This is a genomic window from Enterococcus sp. AZ149, from assembly GCF_051714285.1.
GTDB lineage: Bacteria > Bacillota > Bacilli > Lactobacillales > Enterococcaceae > Enterococcus_D > Enterococcus_D entomosocium.
This window is the reverse complement of sequence record NZ_JBIORO010000001.1, coordinates 1829106-1850862: the sequence shown is the minus strand read 5'-3', so window position 1 is coordinate 1850862 and position 21757 is coordinate 1829106. Positions and strand designations below refer to the sequence as shown.

Below are 21757 nucleotides of genomic sequence, written 5' to 3'. Positions count from 1 at the left end.
TTTTTCCATCCTCCTATAGATTCACTTGTTCAATAATGACTTCCGGTAGTAATTCTTCGATAAATGACGCCTCAGCTAAATCATCTGAGAACGCAGTGGCACTGCCACAAGCGACCCCCCATTTGAATGCTTCAACCACATCTTTGGTCTTTGCGTAACGCCCAATGAATCCAGCAATCATGGAATCTCCAGCGCCAACTGAATTTTTCAAAGGTCGTTTCAACACATTGGAGCGATAGATCTCATTGCCAGTAAAGAGCAGGGCACCATCACCACCTAGAGAGACGATGACATTTTTAGCGCCATCCTTTAGCATTCTTTGGCCATAAGGCAAAATATCTTCGATTGTTGAAAAAGAAGTTTCATAAAGTTCCGCTAATTCATGATTATTTGGTTTGATCAGCAAAGGCTGATCGGATAAGGCATCAAATAGTTCCGCACCAGTCGTATCAATGACAAATTCTGCACCAGCTTCTTTAACGATTTTGATCAATTCTTTATAAAAGTCGGCTGGAAGACCAGCTGGTTTACTTCCTGATAGGATGACGATGTCTTCGGCAGAAAGAGCGGCTAATTGGTGTTTCAATTCAGCGATTTCTTGCTCTTGAATGACTGGACCAAGGCCGTTGATTTCTGTTTCTTCGCCGGATTTTAATTTGATATTGATCCGGGTATCGGCAGCGACTTGCGTAAAATTGCTGTTGATTTCCTCTTTGGTCAGCCACTCTTCAATAAAACGACCAGTAAATCCGCCAACAAAACCAAGGGCAGTCGAGGAGATGCCAATTCGCTTCAAAATACGTGAGACATTGATTCCTTTGCCACCAGGTAGTTTAAAGTCTTGTTTCATTCGATTAAGGGCACCGATCTCCAAATGATCGACGTGGACGATAAAGTCGATCGATGGATTGAGTGTTACTGTGTAAATCATTGTATTACCTCCATAATGGTTGTTTTTGCTCTGAATTTCGCTAAATAGTTTTTTGGGCAATAATCGGTGATGATCGTTGCACCTTCAATAAAAGCAACTTGAGCAAAAGTTGTTTGCTGAAACTTGGAATGGTCTAGCAAGACATAGGCTTGTTGACTGTGCTCTAGTGCAATCTGCTTGATCAGGGCTTCTTCAGGATCGGGTGTGGTGAAACCAGCTTCCGAATGAGCACCGTTCATGCCCATAAAACAGCGGTTAAAGCGCAATTTACGCAACTGTTCACCGGCATTGATCCCTAACACAGCGTTCGTAGCTATCTTAATGGGTCCCCCTAAAATCATGGTGTCGATCCCGTGATCAATCAGTAGGGAAGCGTGCTTGACGGAGTTCGTGACAACTTTCAGCGCTGTGATGGTCGATAAGAAAGGAATCATTTCAAGGGTCGTTGTTCCTGCGTCTAGATAAATGACTTCACCATTTTTGATCGTTTGTGCGGCTGCGCGAGCAATTTTTTGTTTTTCTGTTTGAAATTTCGCTTTTTTTTCAGACATGTTGGGTTCAAAACCTAATTGCTGGCTTTTTTTGGCCCCGCCGTGAATTCTAACTAGAAACCCTTTATCTTCCAGTTCTTGGAGATCTCTGCGGATTGTTGACTCTGAAGCATCCAGCAGTTGGATCAGTTCACTGACTTTGACGATCTCCTCTTGCTCTAATCGTGCCAAAATCGCTTGATGCCGCTCCTCTGTAAGCATTTACATCACCTCTTCACCTGCCATAGTAACATATGATTCATTCAAAATCAATCATAAACAGTAAAAAACATTCAAAATGAAAGCGCGAATAATAGAAATCGATCACAAACGGTCATGCTAACCTTCATTTTCCTGAGATTGCTGTCCTTATATTTGACAATTTTTACTATTATTTGGCTTAATTGAATTAAGGGGGGATAAATAAATGAATAACAAAGTCATTTTACAAGGGTTCGAATGGGACCTGCCGGCAGATAGCCAACACTGGAACAAATTGAAAGAAATGAGTAAAGAAATCAAAGAGTATGGATTTACCGCAATTTGGCTGCCGCCTGCCTATAAAGGGACAGCTGGGTCCGAAGACGTTGGGTATGGTGTCTATGATTATTATGATCTAGGCGAATTCGATCAAAAGGGGTCGGTGCCAACAAAATATGGGACAAAGGATGAATACTTAGAAGCCATCAAAGCACTGCAAGAACAAGGAGTTGAGGTTTATGCCGATATCGTCTTTAATCACTTGATCGGCGCCGATGAAAAAGAAGTCGTTCCGGCGGTTAAATACAATACCGAAAACCGCAATGAACCGATCAGTGATGAAGAAGAGATCGAAGCTTGGACTAAATTCACTTTCCCAGGACGTAAAGGAACTTACAATGACTATGTCTGGACCTGGCATAATTTTTCTGGTGTCGATTATGATGATCGCAATAAAGACCACGGGATTTTTAACTTCGCTGATAAGGGCTGGGAAAACCAAGTGGATGATGAAATGGGTAATTACGACTATTTAATGGGTTGTGATCTGGACATGGAAAATCCTGAAACGGTGGAACAGCTCAATAAATGGGGGCAATGGTACCAAGAGTTGACCGGTGTTGATGGCTATCGCTTAGATGCGGTGAAACACATTGAGTTCAACTATTACGCAGATTGGATCTTGAGTCGTCGGGAAGAAAAAGGCAAACCACTATTTGTTGTCGGAGAATATTGGTCAGGGGATCTGCCAAAATTAGAAGAGTATTTAGATTCTTCAGGAAATCTGATTTATTTATTCGATGTGCCTTTGCACTATAATTTATATGAAGCATCTCACTCGAATGGCGAATATGATATGAGTCAAATTTTTGCCGGTACACTGACTGCCGCGCGCGAAGATTATGCCGTGACTTTTGTAGACAATCATGATACGCAAGTCGGACAAAGTTTACAATCTTGGATAGACGGATGGTTCAAAGTCCATGCCTATTCATTGATCCTTTTACGTAAAGCTGGCGTACCAGTAGTTTTCTGGGGGGATTTATTTGGGATTCCCGCGCAAGAAATCGCCCCTGTCGGGGATGCGCTGGTCCATATGCTGAAACTTCGGGAGAAGCTTGCATTCGGGAATCAAGTCGATTATTTCGATGATCCTAATTGCATTGGCTGGGTATTAACTGGCGATTATGAACATGAGCTTTCTGGATTAGCGGTCGTGATGACCAATGCCCAAGGAGCGGAAAAAGAAATGACTATCAGTGCGATCCATGGTGGAGAGACATTCGTGGATATATTGAGAAATAATGAAGCGAAAGTTGTTTTAGATGATACCGGAAAAGGTGTTTTCCCGGTCAATGATGGGCAAGTCTCGATTTATGTAAATGAAAAACTAGTAGAGAAGTACTTTAGTTAACCAAAATCTTTAAACGAATAAAAAGGCTGGTAGGTTTACAGCCTTTTTATTATGTAAACAAACCAAGCCTGCTTTCTCTTGAAAAATCGCATGAATCGTAAGGGGAAAAATCAAAGCGCTTTTAATTAAAAGTTTTCAAAGCGTTCGGTTTTCCCCTTTCCCGGATAATGCTATAATTGAGAAGATTGAGAAAGAAAGGATGTTTAAAATCATGTCATCCAAAAGTGAATTACTTGAACGCATGAACCCACGGCAAAAAGAAGCCGTTATGCATACGGAAGGACCGTTGCTGCTGATGGCAGGTGCAGGAAGCGGGAAGACCCGTGTCCTAACCCACCGAATCGCCTATTTAATAGAAGAAAAAAATGTAAATCCATGGAATATTTTAGCCATCACATTTACGAATAAAGCGGCACGTGAAATGAAAGAACGGGTCAGTCAACTATTAGGATCGGGTGGTGAAGACGTTTGGGTTTCAACCTTCCACTCGATGTGTGTCAGAATTTTGCGCAGGGATGTTGATCGAATCGGGTATTCGAAGAATTTTACTATCATTGATTCTTCTGAGCAAAATACGCTGATGAAACGAGTATTAAAAGAATTGAATATCGATCCCAAAAAATATGATCCTCGTTCTATTTTGGGAACGATCTCTCATGCAAAGAATGAGCTGTTGACACCTGAAGCTTACCAAGCCATGGAAGGTAGTCTCTTTGAGCAAATCGTAGGTCGTTGTTATGAAAAATATCAAAAAGAGCTGCGTAATAATCAATGCATGGACTTCGATGATTTAATCATGAATACGATCCGCCTCTTCCAAGACAATGAAGATGCGCTGCAATTTTACCAACGGAAATTCCACTATATCCATGTCGATGAATACCAAGATACCAACCACGCCCAATACACGCTGGTCAATTTAATGGCCGCTCGTTTTCGAAATCTTTGTGTTGTTGGGGATGCGGACCAAAGTATTTACGGTTGGCGTGGTGCCAACATGCAAAATATTTTAGACTTTGAAAAAGACTATCCGGATGCCGCGACGATTTTGTTAGAGCAAAACTATCGTTCAACGCAAACGATTTTAAATGCGGCAAACCAAGTAATCAAAAATAACCGCAACCGCCCAGACAAAAATCTGTGGACAGAAAATCGTGATGGGGAAAAAATCACTTATTATCGCGGGGATAGTGAACGAGATGAGGCGCGATTTATCGTCAGTGAAATGCAGAAACAAATTGCAGAAAAGAACCGTAAATTCGGTGATTTTGCGATTTTGTATCGGACCAACGCCCAGTCACGGATCATTGAAGAAATGCTTTTAAAAGCCAACGTTCCTTATACGATGGTCGGCGGCAGAAAGTTCTATGACCGCAAAGAAATCCGTGATATTTTGGCTTATTTATCGGCGATCGCCAATCCTCGTGATTCCATCAGCTTGGAACGAATCATCAATGTACCAAAACGTGGGATCGGTGCGACATCCGTCGAAAAACTACGAGATTTTGCGAATCTTCATGAGTGGTCATTGCTAGAAGCAGCCATGAACGTCGAGTTGGCGAATATTTCTGGAAAGGCCGGCAAAGAATTAGGAAGCTTTGGGATGATGATGGATGGCTTCGCCCAAATGGTTCCTTACCTCTCAGTAACTGAACTGACGAAAGAAATATTAGAAAAGACGGGTTATCGTCAAGAGTTAGTCAACCAGAATAATTTAGAAGCACAAGCTAGACTTGAAAACCTGGAAGAATTTTTATCGGTTACCCAAGAATTCGATAAACGATTTGAGGCGCAAAACGAAGACGATGCAGATGCACCAGATGAGAAGTTGAGTGTTTTCTTAAATGACTTAGCTTTATTGTCAGACGTCGATAGTTATGAAGAAGAAAGTAGTCAAGTGACGTTGATGACCTTGCATGCTGCAAAAGGACTGGAGTTTCCAGTGGTATTCTTGATTGGTTTGGAAGAAAATATCTTCCCGCTTTCTCGGGCTTTAATGGAAGAAAGCGAACTCGAAGAAGAACGGCGCCTTGCTTATGTGGGAATCACTCGTGCTGAGGAAGAGCTCTTTATGACCAACGCTTTTTCCAGAACATTATACGGTCGTACCCAATACAATCGTCCGTCACGGTTTATCGAGGAGATTGAACAAGATCTGCTGCAATCATTAGGCGAGCGTTCACAACCGAAAGCTGCTGCACCGTTTCAACCAAAAGTCTTTAAACCGAGCTATACACAGCCGCGTCAAACGACCGTCGCTTCTAAGCAACAGACCTCTGCAGCTGGTAATACATGGCAAGTAGGCGAGAAAGTTCAACATAAAAAATGGGGAATCGGTACGGTCGTTCGGACGACTGGCAGCGCGCAAGACATCGAATTAGATGTGGCGTTCCCACAACAAGGCGTCAAACGATTGTTGGCGGCCTTTGCGCCGATTGAAAAAGTTGAAAAATAAGGAGGATATTAGGATGGATGTCCCTTCAAAAGAAATCCAATCACGAGCAGAAGAGCTGCGTACGCAATTAAATCAGTACGCGTACGAATACTATGTAAAAGATCAACCTTCTGTTGAAGATTATCTCTATGATCAGCTGTATGCAGAACTGGTTGAAATTGAAACCAATTATCCGCAGCTAATAACCGAAGACTCGCCCACCCAACGAGTAGGCGGCATCATTTTACCTGGCTTTGAAAAAGTCACCCATGATATCCCACTTTATAGCCTGAACGATGTCTTTGACAAAGAAGGAATCGTGGCTTTTGATGCTCGTGTTCAAAAAGCATTGGGGAAAGCGGTAGATTATGTCTGCGAGTTAAAGATCGATGGATTGTCAATTTCCTTGAAATATGAAGAAGGGCGCTTTGTTCGGGGAGCGACTCGAGGAGATGGTACGGTAGGTGAAAACATTACAGAAAACCTAAAGACTGTCAAATCGATCCCACTGAAATTAAAAGAACCGATCTCGTTGGAAGTTCGTGGCGAATGCTATATGCCAAAGGCTTCGTTTTTGAAATTGAATCAACAGCGAGAAGAAGAAGGGGTGGAGGTTTTTGCCAATCCGAGAAACGCAGCTGCTGGAAGCTTACGTCAATTAGACACTCGGATCGCAGCCCAAAGAAACTTGAGCACCTTTTTATACACACTAGCTGACTTTGGTCCAATTGAAGCTAATGATCAATTTTCAGCATTGAATGAACTGGATCAATTAGGCTTTCGTACAAATCACGAACGCAGAGTGTGTCACACCATCGATGAAGTGTGGGCATATATCGAAGAGTTTCATGACAAGCGCAGTGAGCTCCCGTATGAGATTGACGGCGTAGTCATCAAAGTCAATAATTTTAAAGATCAAGATGCGTTAGGCTTTACCGTAAAAGCACCCCGATGGGCGGCGGCATATAAGTTTCCACCGGAAGAAGCGGAAACAGTGATCGAAACGATCGAATGGACCGTGGGACGGACGGGTGTTGTGACACCGACCGCTGTTATGACTCCTGTTCGTGTTGCTGGAACGACGGTCAGCCGTGCTAGTCTCCATAATGTAGATTTCATTAAAATGAAAGACATTCGCATTGGCGATTCGGTCATCATCTATAAGGCGGGGGACATTATTCCAGAGGTTGCGAAAGTCTTGGAAGAAAAACGCACGGAAACAAGTGAACCCTTTGAAGCGCCTACACATTGTCCCGAATGTGGGAGTGAGCTGATCCATTTAGATGAAGAAGTTGCCTTGCGTTGTATCAATCCGAAGTGTCCAGCGCAGATTAAAGAGGGCTTAAGCCACTTTGTTTCCCGAAATGCTATGAATATTGATGGTTTAGGGCCACGTGTTTTAGAGCAAATGTTCGATAAATCCTTAGTCAAAGATGTGGCCGACTTGTACTTTTTAACAGAAGAACAATTGCTGACCCTCGATAAAATCAAAGAGAAATCAGCTAATAACCTTTTGCGTGCCATCCATCAAAGCAAAGAAAATTCAGTTGAGCGCTTGATTTTCGGGCTAGGCATCCGTCATGTTGGTGCCAAAGCGGCTCGGATTTTAGCGGAACATTTTGGTGACCTTCGGACCCTTAGCAAAGCCAAAGAAGAAGAGATCATTTCGTTGGAAACCATTGGTGCTACAATTGCAGAAAGTGTCGTTACGTATTTTGACAATCAAGAAGTTCACGACCTTTTAGATGAACTTGAAAAAGCGGGTGTTAACTTTGCTTATCTAGGGCTGAGAACGGATCAATTGGAAGAAGTGGAGTCGCCATTTAAAGAGAAAACAGTCGTTTTGACAGGGAAATTGAGTCATTTCACCCGCGAAGAAGCCAAAGAAAGAATCGAAAACCTTGGTGGAAAAGTCACCGGAAGTGTGTCGAAAAAGACTGATATCGTTGTTGCCGGGGAAGAGGCTGGCAGTAAACTGACCAAAGCCCAGTCCCTAGGCGTTACCGTTTGGGATGAAGCTCAAATGGTGGCTGCGATCGAAGGCAGTCATTCGGCAGAACAATAACTGTTAAGTATTGTCACAGACGAGAAGCAGTTGTTTCTTCTTGTCTAATTGAAATCATTTCTTCCCTGCAATACGAGGAAAGAAATGATTTCTGCTTTTATTTGCAATTATATTTGATAATTTTCAAATTCTATTTCATGATTTGTTAAAAAAATGATACAATACATTGGAAAAACGTAAACGTAGATTACGGATACGAGAAAGAGGAGGATTTTATGGCGATCAGCGAAGAACAAGTCAAACACGTTGCCAAACTAGCAAAACTTTCATTCTCAGACGATGAATTACATGAGTTTACCTCTCAGCTAGGAAAAATTATTGATATGGTTGAAACACTTGAAGAAGTGGACACCACAGGAGTACCATTCACATCGAATGTCGCAGAAACGATCAATGTGATGCGTGAAGATGTAACGACCGGTGGCTGGGACCGTGATGAATTAATGAAAAATGTTCCAGAATCTGAAGAAGGCTTTATTAAAGTGCCTGCAATCATTGACAATGGGGAGGCGGGTGCCTAATGACTGAACTATATAATAAAAGCTTAGAAGAATTGCATAGCTTATTAGTATCAAAAGAAATCACTGCGACAGATCTAACGAGCGAAACCTTTGCTCGCATTAAAGAAACAGAGCCAAAAGTTGATGCGTTTCTTGCATTGAACGAAGAAAAAGCCCATGCGTTAGCGCAAGCTATCGATCAAAAAGGTATCACTGAAAGCAATGTGTTGGCAGGGATTCCCATTGGGATCAAAGATAACATTGTTACCAAAGATCTACGCACAACAGCTGCTTCTAAAATTTTAGGCAACTTTGACCCAATCTACGATGCAACCGTCATGGACAAAGTTTACCAAGCAGACATGATTCCAGTAGGTAAGTTAAACATGGATGAATTTGCGATGGGGGCGAGTACGGAAACGTCGTTCTTTAAGAAAACAAAAAACGCTTGGGACGAGACAAAAGTACCTGGTGGTTCATCAGGTGGCTCGGCGGCTGCCGTTGCAGCGGGACAAATCCCCTTATCATTAGGTAGCGATACGGGTGGTTCGATTCGCCAACCAGCAGCTTTCAATGGAATCGTCGGGTTGAAGCCAACATACGGACGGGTTTCTCGTTTTGGTTTGATCGCGTTTGCATCTTCGTTAGATCAAATTGGTCCAATGACCCGTGGTGTGAAAGACAATGCCATCGCATTAAATGCCATCAGTGGGTTTGATGCAAAAGATAGTACGTCAGCCGGGGCAGCTGTTCCTGATTTTACAGCAGGTCTGACTGGTGATATCAAAGGCATGAAAGTTGCTTTGCCAAAAGAATACTTAGGCGAAGGAATTCAAGCGGGCGTCCGAGAAGCGATCTTAAAAGCTGCAGACACTTTCCGTGCGTTAGGAGCGACCGTGGAAGAAGTCAGCTTGCCACATTCAAAGTATGGGGTAGCTGTTTACTATATCATCGCTTCTTCAGAAGCAAGTTCTAATTTGCAACGTTTTGACGGCATCCGTTACGGTTTCCGTTCAGAAAATGTCAGCAATTTAGAAGATGTCTATGTTAATTCGCGCAGTGAAGGATTCGGGGAAGAAGTAAAACGTCGGATCATGTTAGGTACGTTTTCACTAAGTGCTGGCTACTACGATGCCTACTTCAAAAAAGCCGGTCAAGTACGAACGTTGATCAAACAAGATTTCGATAAGGTCTTCAGCCAATACGACTTGATCATTGGCCCAGCTTCCCCAACGGTAGCATTTGGTATTGGAGAAAATATCAATGATCCGATCACTATGTACTTGAATGATATTTTAACCATTCCTGTGAACTTAGCAGGACTGCCAGGGATGTCGATTCCAGCAGGTTTTTCTGAAGGACTGCCTGTCGGCTTGCAGATCATTGGGAAACATTTTGATGAAGCAACCATGTATAAAGCGGCTTATGCCTTTGAACAAGCAACTGATTTCCACACGAAAAAACCAGTGATTTTAGGAGGGGATAAGGCATGAACTTCGAAACAGTCATTGGGCTTGAAGTCCACGTAGAATTAAAAACAGAATCAAAGATTTTTTCTCCAGCACCTGCTCACTTTGGCGCTGAACCAAATAGCAACACGAATGTGATCGACTGGGGCTATCCAGGTGTTTTACCAGTAATGAACAAAGCGGCTATCGAATTTGGGATGAAAGCTGCGCTTGCGTTGAATTGTGAAATCTCAAAAGAAACACATTTCGACCGCAAAAACTATTTCTATCCTGATAATCCAAAAGCCTATCAAATTTCACAATTCGATCAACCGATAGGTCATGATGGGTGGATTGAAATCGAAGTGGAAGGTAAAAAGAAAAAAATCCGCATTGAGCGAGTTCATTTGGAAGAAGATGCCGGGAAAAACATGCACGGCAAAGGCGGTTATTCTTATGTTGATCTAAATCGTCAAGGAACCCCTTTGATCGAGATCGTTTCCGAAGCAGATATGCGTTCACCAGAAGAAGCATATGCGTATCTAGAAGCATTGCGCTCAATCATCTTGTTTACAGAAGTATCTGATGTGAAGATGGAAGAAGGTTCCATGCGTTGCGACGCCAATATTTCGTTGCGACCTTACGGCCAAGAACAATTCGGAACAAAAACAGAATTGAAAAACTTAAACTCTATGTCCTTCGTGAAAAAAGGTTTAGCATTTGAAGAAAAACGCCAAGCCAAAGTATTGCTTTCTGGAGGCGAGATCCAACAAGAAACTCGTCGTTTTGATGAAGCAACCAGCAAAACTTTATTGATGCGTGTCAAAGAAGGTTCTTCTGATTATCGTTACTTCCCAGAACCAGATATCCCACGATTTGTGATCGATGATGAATGGATCGAACGGGTACGTCAAAGCTTGCCAGAAATGCCGCAAAAACGTCGTGCCCGTTACATCTCTGAATTGGGCTTACCAGAATACGATGCAATGGTCTTGACTTTATCAAAAGAAATGTCCGATTTCTTTGAAAAAACCATTGATGCCGGTGCTGATCCCAAACAAGCTTCTAACTGGTTGATGGGGGAAGTTTCAGCGTATCTGAACAGTGAAAAATTGGAACTGCCAGAAACAAAATTAACCCCAGACAATTTAGCGGGAATGATTCGTTTGATCGCCGATGGCACCATCAGTTCGAAGATTGCGAAAAAAGTCTTCAAAGAATTGATCACAAACGGCGGCGACGCTGAAGAAGTCGTAAAAGCCAAAGGATTGATCCAATTATCAGATCCTGCGCAATTACTACCAATGATCAATGAAGTATTAGATAACAACCAACAATCCGTCGATGACTTCAAAAACGGAAAAGACCGCGCAGTTGGTTTCTTAGTTGGTCAAATCATGAAAGCAACCAAAGGACAAGCGAATCCAGGCGTTGTGAACAAGCTGTTGCAAGAAGAACTAGCAAAGCGATAAGAGGCAAGCGATGAAAAGAGCAAGAGTAATCTATAACCCGACATCTGGGAAAGAATTGATTCGAAAAAATTTAGCAGATATTTTAGATGTTTTGGAAAGAGGCGGTTATGAGGCGAGTGCGTTTGCCACGACCGCTGCACCATTTTCCGCCCGTGATGAAGCAAGAAGAGCTGGCGAAGCTGGTTTTGATTTGGTGGTAGCTGCCGGTGGTGATGGCACGATCAATGAAGTCGTCAATGGGATCGCTCCTTTAGAAAAGCGACCAAAAATGGCGATCATTCCTGGAGGAACCACCAATGACTACGCACGTGCACTAAAGATTCCTCGGACCGATATCAAAGCAGCTGCGGAAGTGATTTTGAAGCAGCAAACGGTGAAGATGGATGTTGGAAAAACACCTAACACGTATTTTATCAACATCGCTGCTGGCGGACACTTAACAGAACTGACCTATGATGTTCCTTCTGAGTTGAAAAGTGTTTTTGGCTACTTAGCTTATCTAGCAAAAGGAGCGGAATTACTCCCTCGTGTCAAACCGATCAAAATGCATCTAAAGTATGAAGACGGAGAATACATTGGCGGAGCGTCGATGTTCTTTTTAGGGCTGACGAATTCAGTGGGAGGCTTTGAACAGATTGCGCCTGATGCAAAGCTTGACGATGGGAAATTTTCGTTGATCATTGTCAAAACGGCCAATATTTTTGAGATTGTCCACTTAGTTGCTTTAATGATGAATGGTGGCAAGCACATCAACGATCGTCGTCTGATTTATACGAAAACATCTTTTCTTGAAGTAGACGCGCCAGAGCAGGTCAATCGATTAATGATCAACCTTGATGGTGAATACGGCGGAGATGCTCCTATGCGCTTTGAAAATCTACACAATCATATTGAGTTTTTTGCGAATGTCGATCAAATTCCTGATGATGCGGTCGTTGGTGAGCAGAACTATCAAGAGATGAGCGAAGGTTTTATTAAAGAAGTCGAACGTCTTTCCGATGAGGACATCAATGGAGATGGCAAGATCGGCGACGAAACAAGGTAAACGATTTTTCTTTTCATGCAAAGTGAAAGAACAGGGACTTTTGGACCTGTTCTTTTTTTAAAAAATAAATTGTGGAAAAAGTAACAGGAATATTTTTAAGAAAAGTTGATAGAACAGCTTTTCTTAAATTTTAGTAAAGGACGTTTTTTGCGTTATGTTCCACATCGGACGTTTGTTTCACGGATATTAGCGTGATTCATGAAGATAAAACGAATGAAAAATTGGAAAAACGAACGATCTTCGCTAAAAAACGAACTTTTTGAAAATATACTCGTTAAAGTTCGTTATTTACGTATTTCTATGCAATCTAATGATGCAAAAGCCAGAGAGAATATGCTATAATGGTGAAACGAAGAAATGGGGGGACCGGAATGGAGCACATCGATTCTACAAAAGCGCTAGATCTGCTTAGAGATGACGCAGAACGAATCAAAAAGCTGATCCGAAACCAAGAAAATAGTTTATGTATCGCACAATGCAAAGCATTTGAAGAAGTGGTTGATACCCAAATGTATGGTCTATCACGGCAAGTGGCATTTGCGATCCGCTTGGGGATCGTCGATAATCAAACAGGACAACAATTGATGGCGGATCTCGAAAAAGATCTGAACCAATTGTACAGCGAGGTCTATGAAGACCAGCGGACACCTGAAATCGGCAAGGAGGCATAAACTTGCCAGAAAAAGTAAAGAAAAGACATTTATTAGATTATAGTATTTTACTGCCTTATATAGTGATGTGTGTTACGGGTTTGATGATGGTCTACAGCTCCACATCCTATGTTGCGATGACCGCCACACAACCGACCACAGCTGCTTCTTACGTCATCAATCAAGCAATATTCTGGTTGTTGAGTCTAGTAGCAATCACTGTCATGTATAAAATGAAAACGGATGTTTTTCGGAACAAAAAATTTGTCCAGATCGCCATGATCGTCATTTTGTTTTTATTGATCGCTGCCTTCTTTTTCCCAAGAAGAAACGGGGCACATGGTTGGTTAACGATTGCGGGCTTTTCCATTCAACCAGCTGAGTACTTGAAATTTATTGTCATCTGGTTTTTATCTGTGACTCTTTCCTATCGTCAAAAAGGTATCCAACAAGAGTTTTGGAAAACGGTTTGGCGTCCAATCGGAATCGTCTTCGTCTACACCGGGATCATGGCCTTTTATCCCGACTTCGGGAATGCTGTGATCGTCATGCTACTGGCTTTTGTCGTTTTATTATCTAGTGGTCTGAATTACCTGTATACCCTGATATTAGGTGTGGCAGGAATCGTAGGCAGTACATTGATCGTCTTCTTGGTAAATTTAACTGGTGGAAAGCTTTTACCTGATTATGTCTATAGTCGCTTCTCATCATTTTTAAACCCATTTGCGGATGAATACAATACAGGTCATCAAATGGTTAATGGGTATTACGCAATGTTCAACGGTGGGCTTTTCGGACGCGGACTTGGAAATAGTATCCAAAAACGTGGCTTCTTAAACGAAGCGCACACCGATTATATATTTTCGATCGTTATGGAAGAATTAGGCTTGATCCCATCGATCATTATCTTAGGTGTTTTGTTCTATATGGTGGGACGGATCTTTCTTGTCGGTATCCGTTCAAGAGATCCCTTTAATTCCATGATGTGTATCGGCATAGGGACATTATTTATGTCTCAGATTTTCATCAACTTAGGGGGGATCACTGGTTTGATCCCATTGACGGGAATCACTTTTCCGTTTTTAAGTCAGGGTGGGTCAAGTTTGCTGATGCTGTCGATTTGTATTGGTTTTGTATTAAATATCAGTGCCGAAGAAAAGAGGAAACAATATTATTTGAATTATTGATCAATTGAATGGAGTGGATTAGATGAAGAAAATTCTTGTTGCCAATCGTGGAGAAATCGCGATCCGTGTCTTCCGCGCATGTGCGGAGTTAGGAATCAAAACAGTCGGTATTTATGCTGCAGAGGATGAATACTCTGTCCATCGCTTTAAAGCAGACGAAGCGTATTTAGTGGGGAAAGGCAAACGACCGATCGATGCGTATTTAGACATTGAAGATATTATTCGCACAGCGAAAAAAGCCGGGGCCGAAGGGATTCATCCAGGGTACGGCTTTTTATCAGAAAACCTGGGCTTTGCTCAGCGCTGTGAAGAAGAAGGTTTGATTTTCATCGGACCATCCACTCACCACTTAGATATTTTTGGCGACAAGATCAAAGCAAAAGCAGCAGCGATCGAGGCGGGGATTCAATCCATTCCCGGATCTGACGGTCCAGTGGCATCGATTGACGACGTTTTAGCATTCGCTGACGAACATGACTATCCAATCATGATCAAAGCAGCTCTTGGCGGCGGTGGTCGAGGCATGCGTGTCGCTCATGATGAAAAAGAAGCACGTGATGGCTACGAACGTGCCAAAAGTGAAGCGAAAGCGGCATTTGGTAGTGACGAAGTTTACGTTGAAAAATATATTAGTAATCCAAAACATATTGAAGTCCAAATTCTAGGGGATACGCACGGAAATGTCGTCCATCTATTTGAACGTGACTGCTCTGTTCAGCGCCGTCACCAAAAAGTAGTCGAAGTGGCACCTTGTGTGTCAATGACGACTGAACAACGGGAAAAAATTTGTCAAGCTGCCGTTCAATTGATGAAGCATGTTGGCTATATCAATGCCGGAACAGTGGAATTTTTAGTTGAAGGCGATAAATTTTACTTCATCGAAGTAAACCCTCGGGTCCAAGTGGAACATACAATCACTGAAATGATCACCAATTTAGATATCGTGACGACACAAATACTAATTGCACAAGGCAAGGATCTGCATAAAGAAATTGGGATTCCTGAACAAAAAGATATTCGCTTCGAAGGGGTTGCGATTCAATGTCGCGTGACAACGGAAGATCCAGCGAATAATTTTATGCCAGATACTGGTAAGATTGATACCTACCGTTCTCCAGGTGGATTTGGGGTTCGTTTGGATGTCGGAAATGCTTACGCAGGTGCGGTGGTAACCCCGTATTTTGACTCACTGCTTGTAAAAGTCTGTACACATGCGGCAACCTTTGATCAAGCGATTCAGAAAATGATGCGCTGTTTGAAAGAATTTCGTGTACGTGGGGTAAAAACAAACATTCTCTTCATGCGAAATGTCGTTTCTCATCCAGCCTTTCGTTCGGGTGAAGCCAAAACCACCTTTATCGACAATACGCCGGAACTATTCAATTTCCCTCGGATTCGTGATCGTGGAAACAAAACCATGAAGTATATCGGGGAAATTACCATCAATGGATTTCCGGGGATCGAAAAACAAAAGAAACCATTTTATAATGAGCCACGGATGCCACAACACATCCAAGCAACGCCTGATTTTGTCAGCGCCAAAAATATTTTAGATACGAAAGGTGCCGAGGGTGTCGTTGAATGGATCGGTCAACAAAACAATGTCTTACTGACGGATACAACCTTCCGAGATGCCCATCAAAGTTTGTTGGCAACTCGTGTAAGAACCCATGACTTTAAGAAAATTGCCGCGATGACGGAAGCTGGCCTGCCACAATTGTTCTCAAGTGAAATGTGGGGTGGAGCAACGTTCGACGTTGCCTACCGTTTCTTAACAGAAGATCCATGGGAAAGATTGCGGATGTTCCGGAAAAAAATGCCGAATACCTTGTTGCAAATGTTGTTTAGAGGCTCCAATGCTGTGGGATATTCCAATTATCCAGACAATGTATTGGAAGAATTCATCAAAGAATCTGCAGCGCAAGGAATTGATGTGTTCCGAATCTTTGATAGTTTAAACTGGGTTCCACAAATGGAGAAAAGTATTCAAGCCGTTCGCGATACAGGAAAAATTGCAGAAGCAACGATTTGTTATACCGGGGATATCAATGATCCGACCCGTCAAAAATATTCAGTACAATACTACAAAGATATGGCGAAAGAATTGCAAAACCTTGGTGCCCATATCATTGCTATCAAGGATATGGCTGGATTATTAAAACCGCAAGCGGCTTATCGTTTGATCAGTGAGCTAAAGGATACGATCGATGTGCCGATTCATCTGCATACCCATGATACGAGTGGAAATGGGATCATTACTTACTCAGCAGCTACTAAAGCCGGTGTTGACATCGTGGATGTCGCTATGTCAGCGGTCAGTGGCGCAACGAGTCAACCAAGTATGAGTAGTTTGTATTATGCACTATTGAACGGCGAACGCTGCCCAGAAATCAATGTAGACAATATCCAACAGTTGAACCACTACTGGGAAGATGTCCGCATGTACTACCATTCCTTTGAAAATGGCTTGAACGCACCTCAAACGGAAGTGTACAAGCATGAAATGCCGGGGGGACAATATACCAATCTCCAGCAGCAAGCCAAAGCCGTTGGTTTAGGCGAAAAATGGGATGAAATCAAAGAAATGTATCATGAAGTCAATATGATGTTTGGAGACATCGTGAAAGTGACGCCTTCTTCGAAAGTCGTTGGGGACATGGCACTCTTTATGGTTCAAAATGGCTTGTCTGAGAAAGATGTTTTTGAAAAAGGCGATACATTAAGCTTCCCTGAGTCAGTAATCACATTCTTCCAAGGTGAGTTAGGTCAGCCAGTTGGTGGCTTCCCGAAAGAATTACAGCGCATTATCTTGAAAGGACGCCCAGCCTTTACCGAACGTCCTGGAACATTCGCGAAGCCAGTTGATTTTGCTGATGTGAAGCAAGAACTAGCGGAGAAAATCGGCTATGAACCAAAACATGAAGAAGTCTTGAGCTACTTGATGTATCCGCAAGTCTTCCTTGATTATCGAAAAGCTTATGAACAGTTTGCAGATGTGAAAGTTCTTGATACTCCAACTTTCTTTAACGGCATGCGCTTAGGTGAAACGATCAATGTTGAATTAGAAAAAGGCAAAATCTTGATCATTCGTCTAGATGAGATCGGTGAGCCAGATATTGAAGGCAACCGAACACTCTTCTTTAACTTGAACGGACAACGCCGAGAAATCGTCGTTAAGGACAACTCAATCATCAGCTCTGTTCAAACGAAACGTAAAGCAGAGCCAACGAACAAAGAACAGATCGGTGCTTCGATGAGTGGCTCAGTTTTAGAAGTATTAGTCAAAAAAGGCGACCGGGTGGCACGTGGACAAACCTTGATGGTCACGGAAGCGATGAAAATGGAAACTTCGGTTGAAGCCCGCTTCTCAGGCGTAGTTGAACATGTGTATGTAACCGATGGGGAACCAATTCAGTCAGGAGATCTTTTGATTGAAGTCAAAGAGAAGTAAGGAGTCGATCCACAGATGAAGCGAAGAGGATTATTGTTTTGCGGCTTATTTGTCCTAGCCCTAATAATCGTGTATTTGCAGCCAGTTTTCATGCAAAACGCTTCAGATTCAAGAGTGACGATCGAAAACCCAATCAAAGCACCAACAAACATGAATTACGAACCAATCGCAGCTCAAGGATTAGCTGAATTGATCGGGGAACCTGTTTCGGATTTCGAAGAAGTCTATGGTCTTCCAGTTCAAACATATCGATCAGGTTACGAGTTTGAAATTCGGGTCTACAATCAATTAGACGACCAACAGTATGTTGAGATCAATACCGATGGTGAAAGTGTGCAAGCAATCAAAGTAATCGGCGCCGGGGGCTCTTCCCTGGCACCTTTTACGATGGGCATGACCTTGACTGACTTGACGGAGTTGACCATGATCTATCCTAACTTTACCTTGACACAAAATGATCGTGCGATCAGTTTCGAATTGATGGAAGAAGATATGAACTACCGTCCATTAGTGGCTTTTGACAACGGGACATTTGCTGTTTTGTTCTTTGATCAGGAGACTGCCCAACTGCAAGCCGTCACTTACTTGGATCAGACCACATTACTTAAACTGGCACCTTATCCCTTGACGGAAGGGCAGCGACCGCTGTTTCAAGTTTCGCAAACAATTGACCAAGCCCAAGCCAACCTTGAAAAAGAGACCCTGGCGTTTGTTATCATCGATAAAATTCGCCAGCAAATCGGCTTAGACAGCTTCTCACAGGATACTCAAACACATCAAGAGGCAGCTGGTCTTTTATCTGATTTGATCAATAATCTATCAGATCATTTGACTTCTCAACGAATCCATTCTTATCAGCGAGCACTTTCTTCGGAAAAGACAAGTAATTTTGTCTTATCGAATGACGAATGGCGAGAGTTGTTAGCGGAAAAGGAATTGGAAGCATCTGCTTCGATCTTTGAAGCGCCTGTTTATGATCCAACTTTTACGATTTTATCTTGGTTCAGTAATCCAAGATTTACTGAGCGCCTGACCCATGAACAATCAGAAAAGATAGGAATTGCTTTTTCTGAAGCAAATATGGTAGTCTTAGTGCAAGAAGATGTGGAAGGGACCGAGGATAGTACGTCAGATGATTTACGATGAAGCCTTTTTTGAGATTGAAGATCAAATCGAAGCACTTGTGAAGGCAATCAAAGCAAGTGAAACGTGTAAAACCTATCAAAAAGCGAAACAGGTCATGCATCAAGACCCTGATGTTCAGACATTGATGCAATCGTTTTTAGAAAAAAAACTAGATTTTGAAAGAATTGAAGCTTACGGTGAGTATGCGCCTGATTTCAAAGAAAAAAAACGGGCGTTGCGCACAGCCAAGCGGCAGTTGGATCTTAATGAACAAGTAAGTGAGTATCGCTGGAGTGAAACACAACTGCAGCGTTTGCTGGATGAACTGACTGTGGCGATCTCTACTTGTTTTTCTCCCTCTGTCAAAGTGGACGCTGGGAGTCCCTTTTTTCAATCAAAATCAAGTTGTGGAGGAAATTGTCATGCACGAGGATAAAGAGCCTTTTACGATGCAAAAGCGTCGAGGATTGATCGTATGGGTTTACAGCCTACGTCAACTAAAGAATTTGCGCCGTTTTGGTTTTGTTCATTATGTGTCACGCAAGATGAAATACGTGGTCATTTATTTGAACGAAGAAGAATACGAAAGCAAAAAAACAAAAATCGAGCAGTTTCACTTTGTTCGACAAGTTGAAGCTTCCTATCGACCAGATGTCGAAATGGATTTTGCTGAAAAAATTGGTACGTCAGCAGCCTATCCAGTGAAAGACGAAGGGTTTGATATCGAAGAAAAAAATACGATGATTCGATTGGCAGAAAACGTGTAATAAAAAAGTGGGGGTGCCTTGAGTCACCGCCATTTTTTTATTGCTATTTATAGAAACAGTGCTATATTTGTATTTACGAAGATCTTGGAGGGAAAAACGTATGCGTGTAGTAGCCGGAGAATATGGTGGCCGCAGATTAAAAAGTCTCGCTGGAGACAACACTCGCCCCACGACAGACAAAGTAAAAGGGGCGATTTTTAACATGTTAGGGCAATATTTAGATGGAGGAGTTGTACTGGATTTATTCAGCGGAAGCGGGGGCTTGGCTATCGAAGCGGTCTCTCGTGGTGCCAATCATGCGGTTTGTGTCGACCGTAGTTTTCCAGCAACCAAAGTGATCCGCGAAAATATTGCTATAACCAAAGAACCCGAAAAGTTCACGGTGTTAAAAATGGATGCGAATCAAGCTTTACGGCAGTTTGCAGCTGAGGGACAAAGTTTTGACTATTTGTTTTTAGACCCGCCATACGCAAAGCAAGAGATTCTGCATCAGTTAGAAGCTATGCTGAAGGATGAATTGATTCGCCCGTCTGCATACGTAGTTTGCGAAACAGACAAGTCCATCGACTTACCAGAACAAATCGGCTCGTTGCATTTGGTCCGTGCCCAAACCTATGGCATATCGGCAGTGACGATCTATAGAAATGAGGGATAACGTGAAAAAGATTGCTTTATTTCCAGGGAGTTTTGACCCATTGACATCCGGTCATGTTGATCTGATCGAGCGAGGAGCCACGCTTTTCGATGAATTGATCGTCGGCGTTTTTACAAACACCAATAAAAAAAGTTTTTTTACTAGTGAAGAAAAAGTTCATTTGATCGAAGAAGCCCTCGCCCATATTCCTAACGTCAAAATTCTGGCACAAGAAACAGAGCTAACAGTCACGATTGCGAAAAAATTAGGTGCCCAGTTTCTGCTTAGAGGCATTCGCAGTGTGAAAGACTATGAATATGAGCGGGACATTATGGAAATGAACCATCACCTAGAACCCTCATTAGAGACCGTTTTTCTTTTAGCAGACGCAAAGCACAGTTTCATCAGTTCCAGTTTGTTGAAAGAAATCTTGACCTTTGACGGCGATGTTGCCGAATATTTACCTCAAAATATCTACGATGCTATAGTAAAGAAGCGTGATACCAATGAATCTTAAATCAACGATCAAATATGTTCTCTTGTTTGTTTTAGCGCTGATCATCGCCGCTTGTGCCTTTTTGCCGATTCCCTATTATATCGAGCAACCAGGAGCAACGATCGATTTAAAAGAGCTGATTACCGTCAATCAAAAAGAAGACACATCAGCCGGATCCTTTTCTTTGACCAGTGTTGGGATTCGACAAGCTACCGTGTTCACAGCGATTGGAACGAAATTCAATGAATTCCAAGACTTGATCAGTGAGGAAGAACTTTTAGGCGGTGCGACAGATGAGGAGTACAACCGCATTCAACGCTACTATATGGAATCCTCGCAAAATAGTGCGATTGAGCAAGCGTTAAAGCTGGCAGACTTACCTTATGAAATGACCTATAAAGGGGTCTATGTCATGGGGATCGATCCAAATTCCAGCTTTGCTGGGAAAATATCCGTTGGAGATACCGTCACCGCAGTCAATGGTAAAGAATTTAAAAGCAGTCAAGATTTTATCGACTACGTCCAAAGTCAAACCATTGGTGATGAAATCACCGTGACTTACTTGCAAGATGGCGAAGAAAAAGAAGCAACGGGCAAACTAATTGAACTGGAGAGCAATCAAAAAGCCGGTATCGGCATCTCCCTCGTCGATCATACAGAGATCACTTCTGATGAAGAGATCGTGATCGATTCTGGCAATATCGGAGGACCTTCCGCTGGTTTGATGTTCACCCTTGAAATCTATGAACAGTTGACCGGAGATAACCTACGTAAAGGTCACAACATAGCTGGGACAGGAACGATCTCAGCTGACGGAACCGTTGGTCGAATCGGTGGGATCGATAAAAAAGTAGCGAGTGCCAGTGAAAGTGGTGCAGAAATCTTCTTTGCCCCAGATGATGAAATCACTGACGAAGAGCGTGAAATAGATCCTTCCATCAAAACAAATTATGAAGAGGCAGTGGCAGCAGCGAAGAAGTTAGACACGGATATGAAAATCGTTCCGATCGCCAATGTCCAAGATGCCTTGGATTATCTAGCAACACTAAAAGAAGCAAATTAAAACGGCGCTCGCCGTTTTTTTTATTGTCTAAAGAATACAGTAGGCTCAAAGAAAAGGTTATGCTA

The 21757-nt window shown here is 42.5% G+C and carries 18 protein-coding genes; 16 read left to right on the top strand and 2 right to left on the bottom strand.

The genetic code is table 11. The features are described from left to right. Positions 1 to 13: 13 nt before the first annotated feature. Complete coding sequence (gene pfkB / locus IGI94_RS08680; protein WP_008380122.1) at positions 14 to 931, bottom strand: 1-phosphofructokinase; 918 nt, start codon at positions 929 to 931, stop codon at positions 14 to 16. Continuing rightward, complete coding sequence (locus IGI94_RS08675) at positions 928 to 1683, bottom strand: DeoR/GlpR family DNA-binding transcription regulator (RefSeq protein WP_429946683.1); 756 nt, start codon at positions 1681 to 1683, stop codon at positions 928 to 930. The genes pfkB and IGI94_RS08675 overlap by 4 nt, the downstream gene beginning before the upstream one ends. Before the next feature lie 205 nt (positions 1684 to 1888). Here IGI94_RS08675 and IGI94_RS08670 point away from each other — a divergent pair, with 205 nt between their 5' ends. The 16 genes from IGI94_RS08670 to IGI94_RS08595 all read left to right on the top strand — a co-directional run bounded on the left by IGI94_RS08670 (position 1889) and on the right by IGI94_RS08595 (position 21692). Next, on the top strand, positions 1889 to 3355 hold the full coding sequence (locus IGI94_RS08670) for an alpha-amylase (protein WP_429946682.1): 1467 nt from the start codon (positions 1889 to 1891) through the stop codon (positions 3353 to 3355). Positions 3356 to 3566: 211 nt separating this feature from the next. Then, positions 3567 to 5810 carry a DNA helicase PcrA gene (gene pcrA / locus IGI94_RS08665; RefSeq protein WP_086316175.1) on the top strand — a complete coding sequence of 748 codons (2244 nt, stop codon included), beginning with the start codon at positions 3567 to 3569 and terminating at the stop codon, positions 5808 to 5810. Between the two features lie 13 nt (positions 5811 to 5823). Beyond that, positions 5824 to 7854 carry an NAD-dependent DNA ligase LigA gene (ligA, locus tag IGI94_RS08660; protein WP_034872674.1) on the top strand — a complete coding sequence of 677 codons (2031 nt, stop codon included), beginning with the start codon at positions 5824 to 5826 and terminating at the stop codon, positions 7852 to 7854. Positions 7855 to 8069: 215 nt separating this feature from the next. Continuing rightward, positions 8070 to 8375: an Asp-tRNA(Asn)/Glu-tRNA(Gln) amidotransferase subunit GatC gene (gene gatC / locus IGI94_RS08655; RefSeq protein ID WP_005225977.1), complete on the top strand. Its 306-nt coding sequence runs from the start codon at positions 8070 to 8072 to the stop codon at positions 8373 to 8375. Continuing rightward, the gene (gene gatA / locus IGI94_RS08650; protein ID WP_005235733.1) at positions 8375 to 9847 is read left to right on the top strand and encodes an Asp-tRNA(Asn)/Glu-tRNA(Gln) amidotransferase subunit GatA; all 1473 of its coding nucleotides are present in this window, start codon (positions 8375 to 8377) and stop codon (positions 9845 to 9847) included. Before gatC ends, gatA begins: the two co-directional genes overlap by 1 nt. Continuing rightward, positions 9844 to 11274, top strand: coding sequence for an Asp-tRNA(Asn)/Glu-tRNA(Gln) amidotransferase subunit GatB (gene gatB, locus IGI94_RS08645; protein ID WP_005225979.1), 1431 nt, complete (start codon positions 9844 to 9846; stop codon positions 11272 to 11274). The genes gatA and gatB overlap by 4 nt, the downstream gene beginning before the upstream one ends. Positions 11275 to 11284: 10 nt before the next feature. Then, positions 11285 to 12319 (top strand): diacylglycerol kinase, encoded by a 1035-nt coding sequence (locus tag IGI94_RS08640; protein ID WP_005235735.1) that lies wholly within the window; start codon positions 11285 to 11287, stop codon positions 12317 to 12319. 371 nt (positions 12320 to 12690) lie between these two features. Then, positions 12691 to 12990: a YlaN family protein gene (locus IGI94_RS08635; protein WP_008380108.1), complete on the top strand. Its 300-nt coding sequence runs from the start codon at positions 12691 to 12693 to the stop codon at positions 12988 to 12990. 2 nt (positions 12991 to 12992) lie between these two features. Beyond that, positions 12993 to 14156 (top strand): FtsW/RodA/SpoVE family cell cycle protein, encoded by a 1164-nt coding sequence (locus tag IGI94_RS08630; protein WP_005235746.1) that lies wholly within the window; start codon positions 12993 to 12995, stop codon positions 14154 to 14156. A gap of 22 nt (positions 14157 to 14178) precedes the next feature. Next, positions 14179 to 17607 carry a pyruvate carboxylase gene (locus tag IGI94_RS08625; protein ID WP_005235747.1) on the top strand — a complete coding sequence of 1143 codons (3429 nt, stop codon included), beginning with the start codon at positions 14179 to 14181 and terminating at the stop codon, positions 17605 to 17607. Between the two features lie 15 nt (positions 17608 to 17622). After that, positions 17623 to 18753, top strand: coding sequence for a CAP-associated domain-containing protein (locus tag IGI94_RS08620; protein WP_086316172.1), 1131 nt, complete (start codon positions 17623 to 17625; stop codon positions 18751 to 18753). Further along, entirely contained in the window at positions 18740 to 19168 is a 429-nt protein-coding gene (locus tag IGI94_RS08615; RefSeq protein WP_086316171.1) for a YlbF family regulator, read from the top strand. Before IGI94_RS08620 ends, IGI94_RS08615 begins: the two co-directional genes overlap by 14 nt. After that, positions 19155 to 19499: a YlbG family protein gene (locus IGI94_RS08610; protein ID WP_086316170.1), complete on the top strand. Its 345-nt coding sequence runs from the start codon at positions 19155 to 19157 to the stop codon at positions 19497 to 19499. Before IGI94_RS08615 ends, IGI94_RS08610 begins: the two co-directional genes overlap by 14 nt. Positions 19500 to 19599: 100 nt before the next feature. Then, a complete protein-coding gene (gene rsmD / locus IGI94_RS08605; protein WP_086316169.1) occupies positions 19600 to 20154 on the top strand; it encodes a 16S rRNA (guanine(966)-N(2))-methyltransferase RsmD in 555 nt (184 codons plus the stop codon). A 1-nt stretch (position 20155) separates the two neighbouring features. Next, a complete protein-coding gene (gene coaD, locus IGI94_RS08600) occupies positions 20156 to 20650 on the top strand; it encodes a pantetheine-phosphate adenylyltransferase (protein WP_086316168.1) in 495 nt (164 codons plus the stop codon). Further along, positions 20640 to 21692: a SepM family pheromone-processing serine protease gene (locus tag IGI94_RS08595; RefSeq protein ID WP_005235759.1), complete on the top strand. Its 1053-nt coding sequence runs from the start codon at positions 20640 to 20642 to the stop codon at positions 21690 to 21692. The genes coaD and IGI94_RS08595 overlap by 11 nt, the downstream gene beginning before the upstream one ends. The last annotated feature ends 65 nt before the right edge of the window (positions 21693 to 21757 follow it).

What these genes read in the sequence shown, in the direction of transcription:
- IGI94_RS08610 (WP_086316170.1), top strand. Translation starts at nt 19,155, where the DNA reads ATGCACGAGGATAAAGAGCCTTTTACGATGCAAAAGCGTCGAGGATTG.
- rsmD (WP_086316169.1), top strand. Translation starts at nt 19,600, where the DNA reads ATGCGTGTAGTAGCCGGAGAATATGGTGGCCGCAGATTAAAAAGTCTC.
- pfkB (WP_008380122.1), bottom strand. Translation starts at nt 931, where the DNA reads ATGATTTACACAGTAACACTCAATCCATCGATCGACTTTATCGTCCAC.
- gatC (WP_005225977.1), top strand. Translation starts at nt 8,070, where the DNA reads ATGGCGATCAGCGAAGAACAAGTCAAACACGTTGCCAAACTAGCAAAA.
- IGI94_RS08615 (WP_086316171.1), top strand. Translation starts at nt 18,740, where the DNA reads ATGATTTACGATGAAGCCTTTTTTGAGATTGAAGATCAAATCGAAGCA.
- IGI94_RS08620 (WP_086316172.1), top strand. Translation starts at nt 17,623, where the DNA reads ATGAAGCGAAGAGGATTATTGTTTTGCGGCTTATTTGTCCTAGCCCTA.
- ligA (WP_034872674.1), top strand. Translation starts at nt 5,824, where the DNA reads ATGGATGTCCCTTCAAAAGAAATCCAATCACGAGCAGAAGAGCTGCGT.
- IGI94_RS08625 (WP_005235747.1), top strand. Translation starts at nt 14,179, where the DNA reads ATGAAGAAAATTCTTGTTGCCAATCGTGGAGAAATCGCGATCCGTGTC.
- gatA (WP_005235733.1), top strand. Translation starts at nt 8,375, where the DNA reads ATGACTGAACTATATAATAAAAGCTTAGAAGAATTGCATAGCTTATTA.
- IGI94_RS08595 (WP_005235759.1), top strand. Translation starts at nt 20,640, where the DNA reads ATGAATCTTAAATCAACGATCAAATATGTTCTCTTGTTTGTTTTAGCG.
- gatB (WP_005225979.1), top strand. Translation starts at nt 9,844, where the DNA reads ATGAACTTCGAAACAGTCATTGGGCTTGAAGTCCACGTAGAATTAAAA.
- IGI94_RS08675 (WP_429946683.1), bottom strand. Translation starts at nt 1,683, where the DNA reads ATGCTTACAGAGGAGCGGCATCAAGCGATTTTGGCACGATTAGAGCAA.
- pcrA (WP_086316175.1), top strand. Translation starts at nt 3,567, where the DNA reads ATGTCATCCAAAAGTGAATTACTTGAACGCATGAACCCACGGCAAAAA.
- IGI94_RS08670 (WP_429946682.1), top strand. Translation starts at nt 1,889, where the DNA reads ATGAATAACAAAGTCATTTTACAAGGGTTCGAATGGGACCTGCCGGCA.
- IGI94_RS08640 (WP_005235735.1), top strand. Translation starts at nt 11,285, where the DNA reads ATGAAAAGAGCAAGAGTAATCTATAACCCGACATCTGGGAAAGAATTG.
- IGI94_RS08635 (WP_008380108.1), top strand. Translation starts at nt 12,691, where the DNA reads ATGGAGCACATCGATTCTACAAAAGCGCTAGATCTGCTTAGAGATGAC.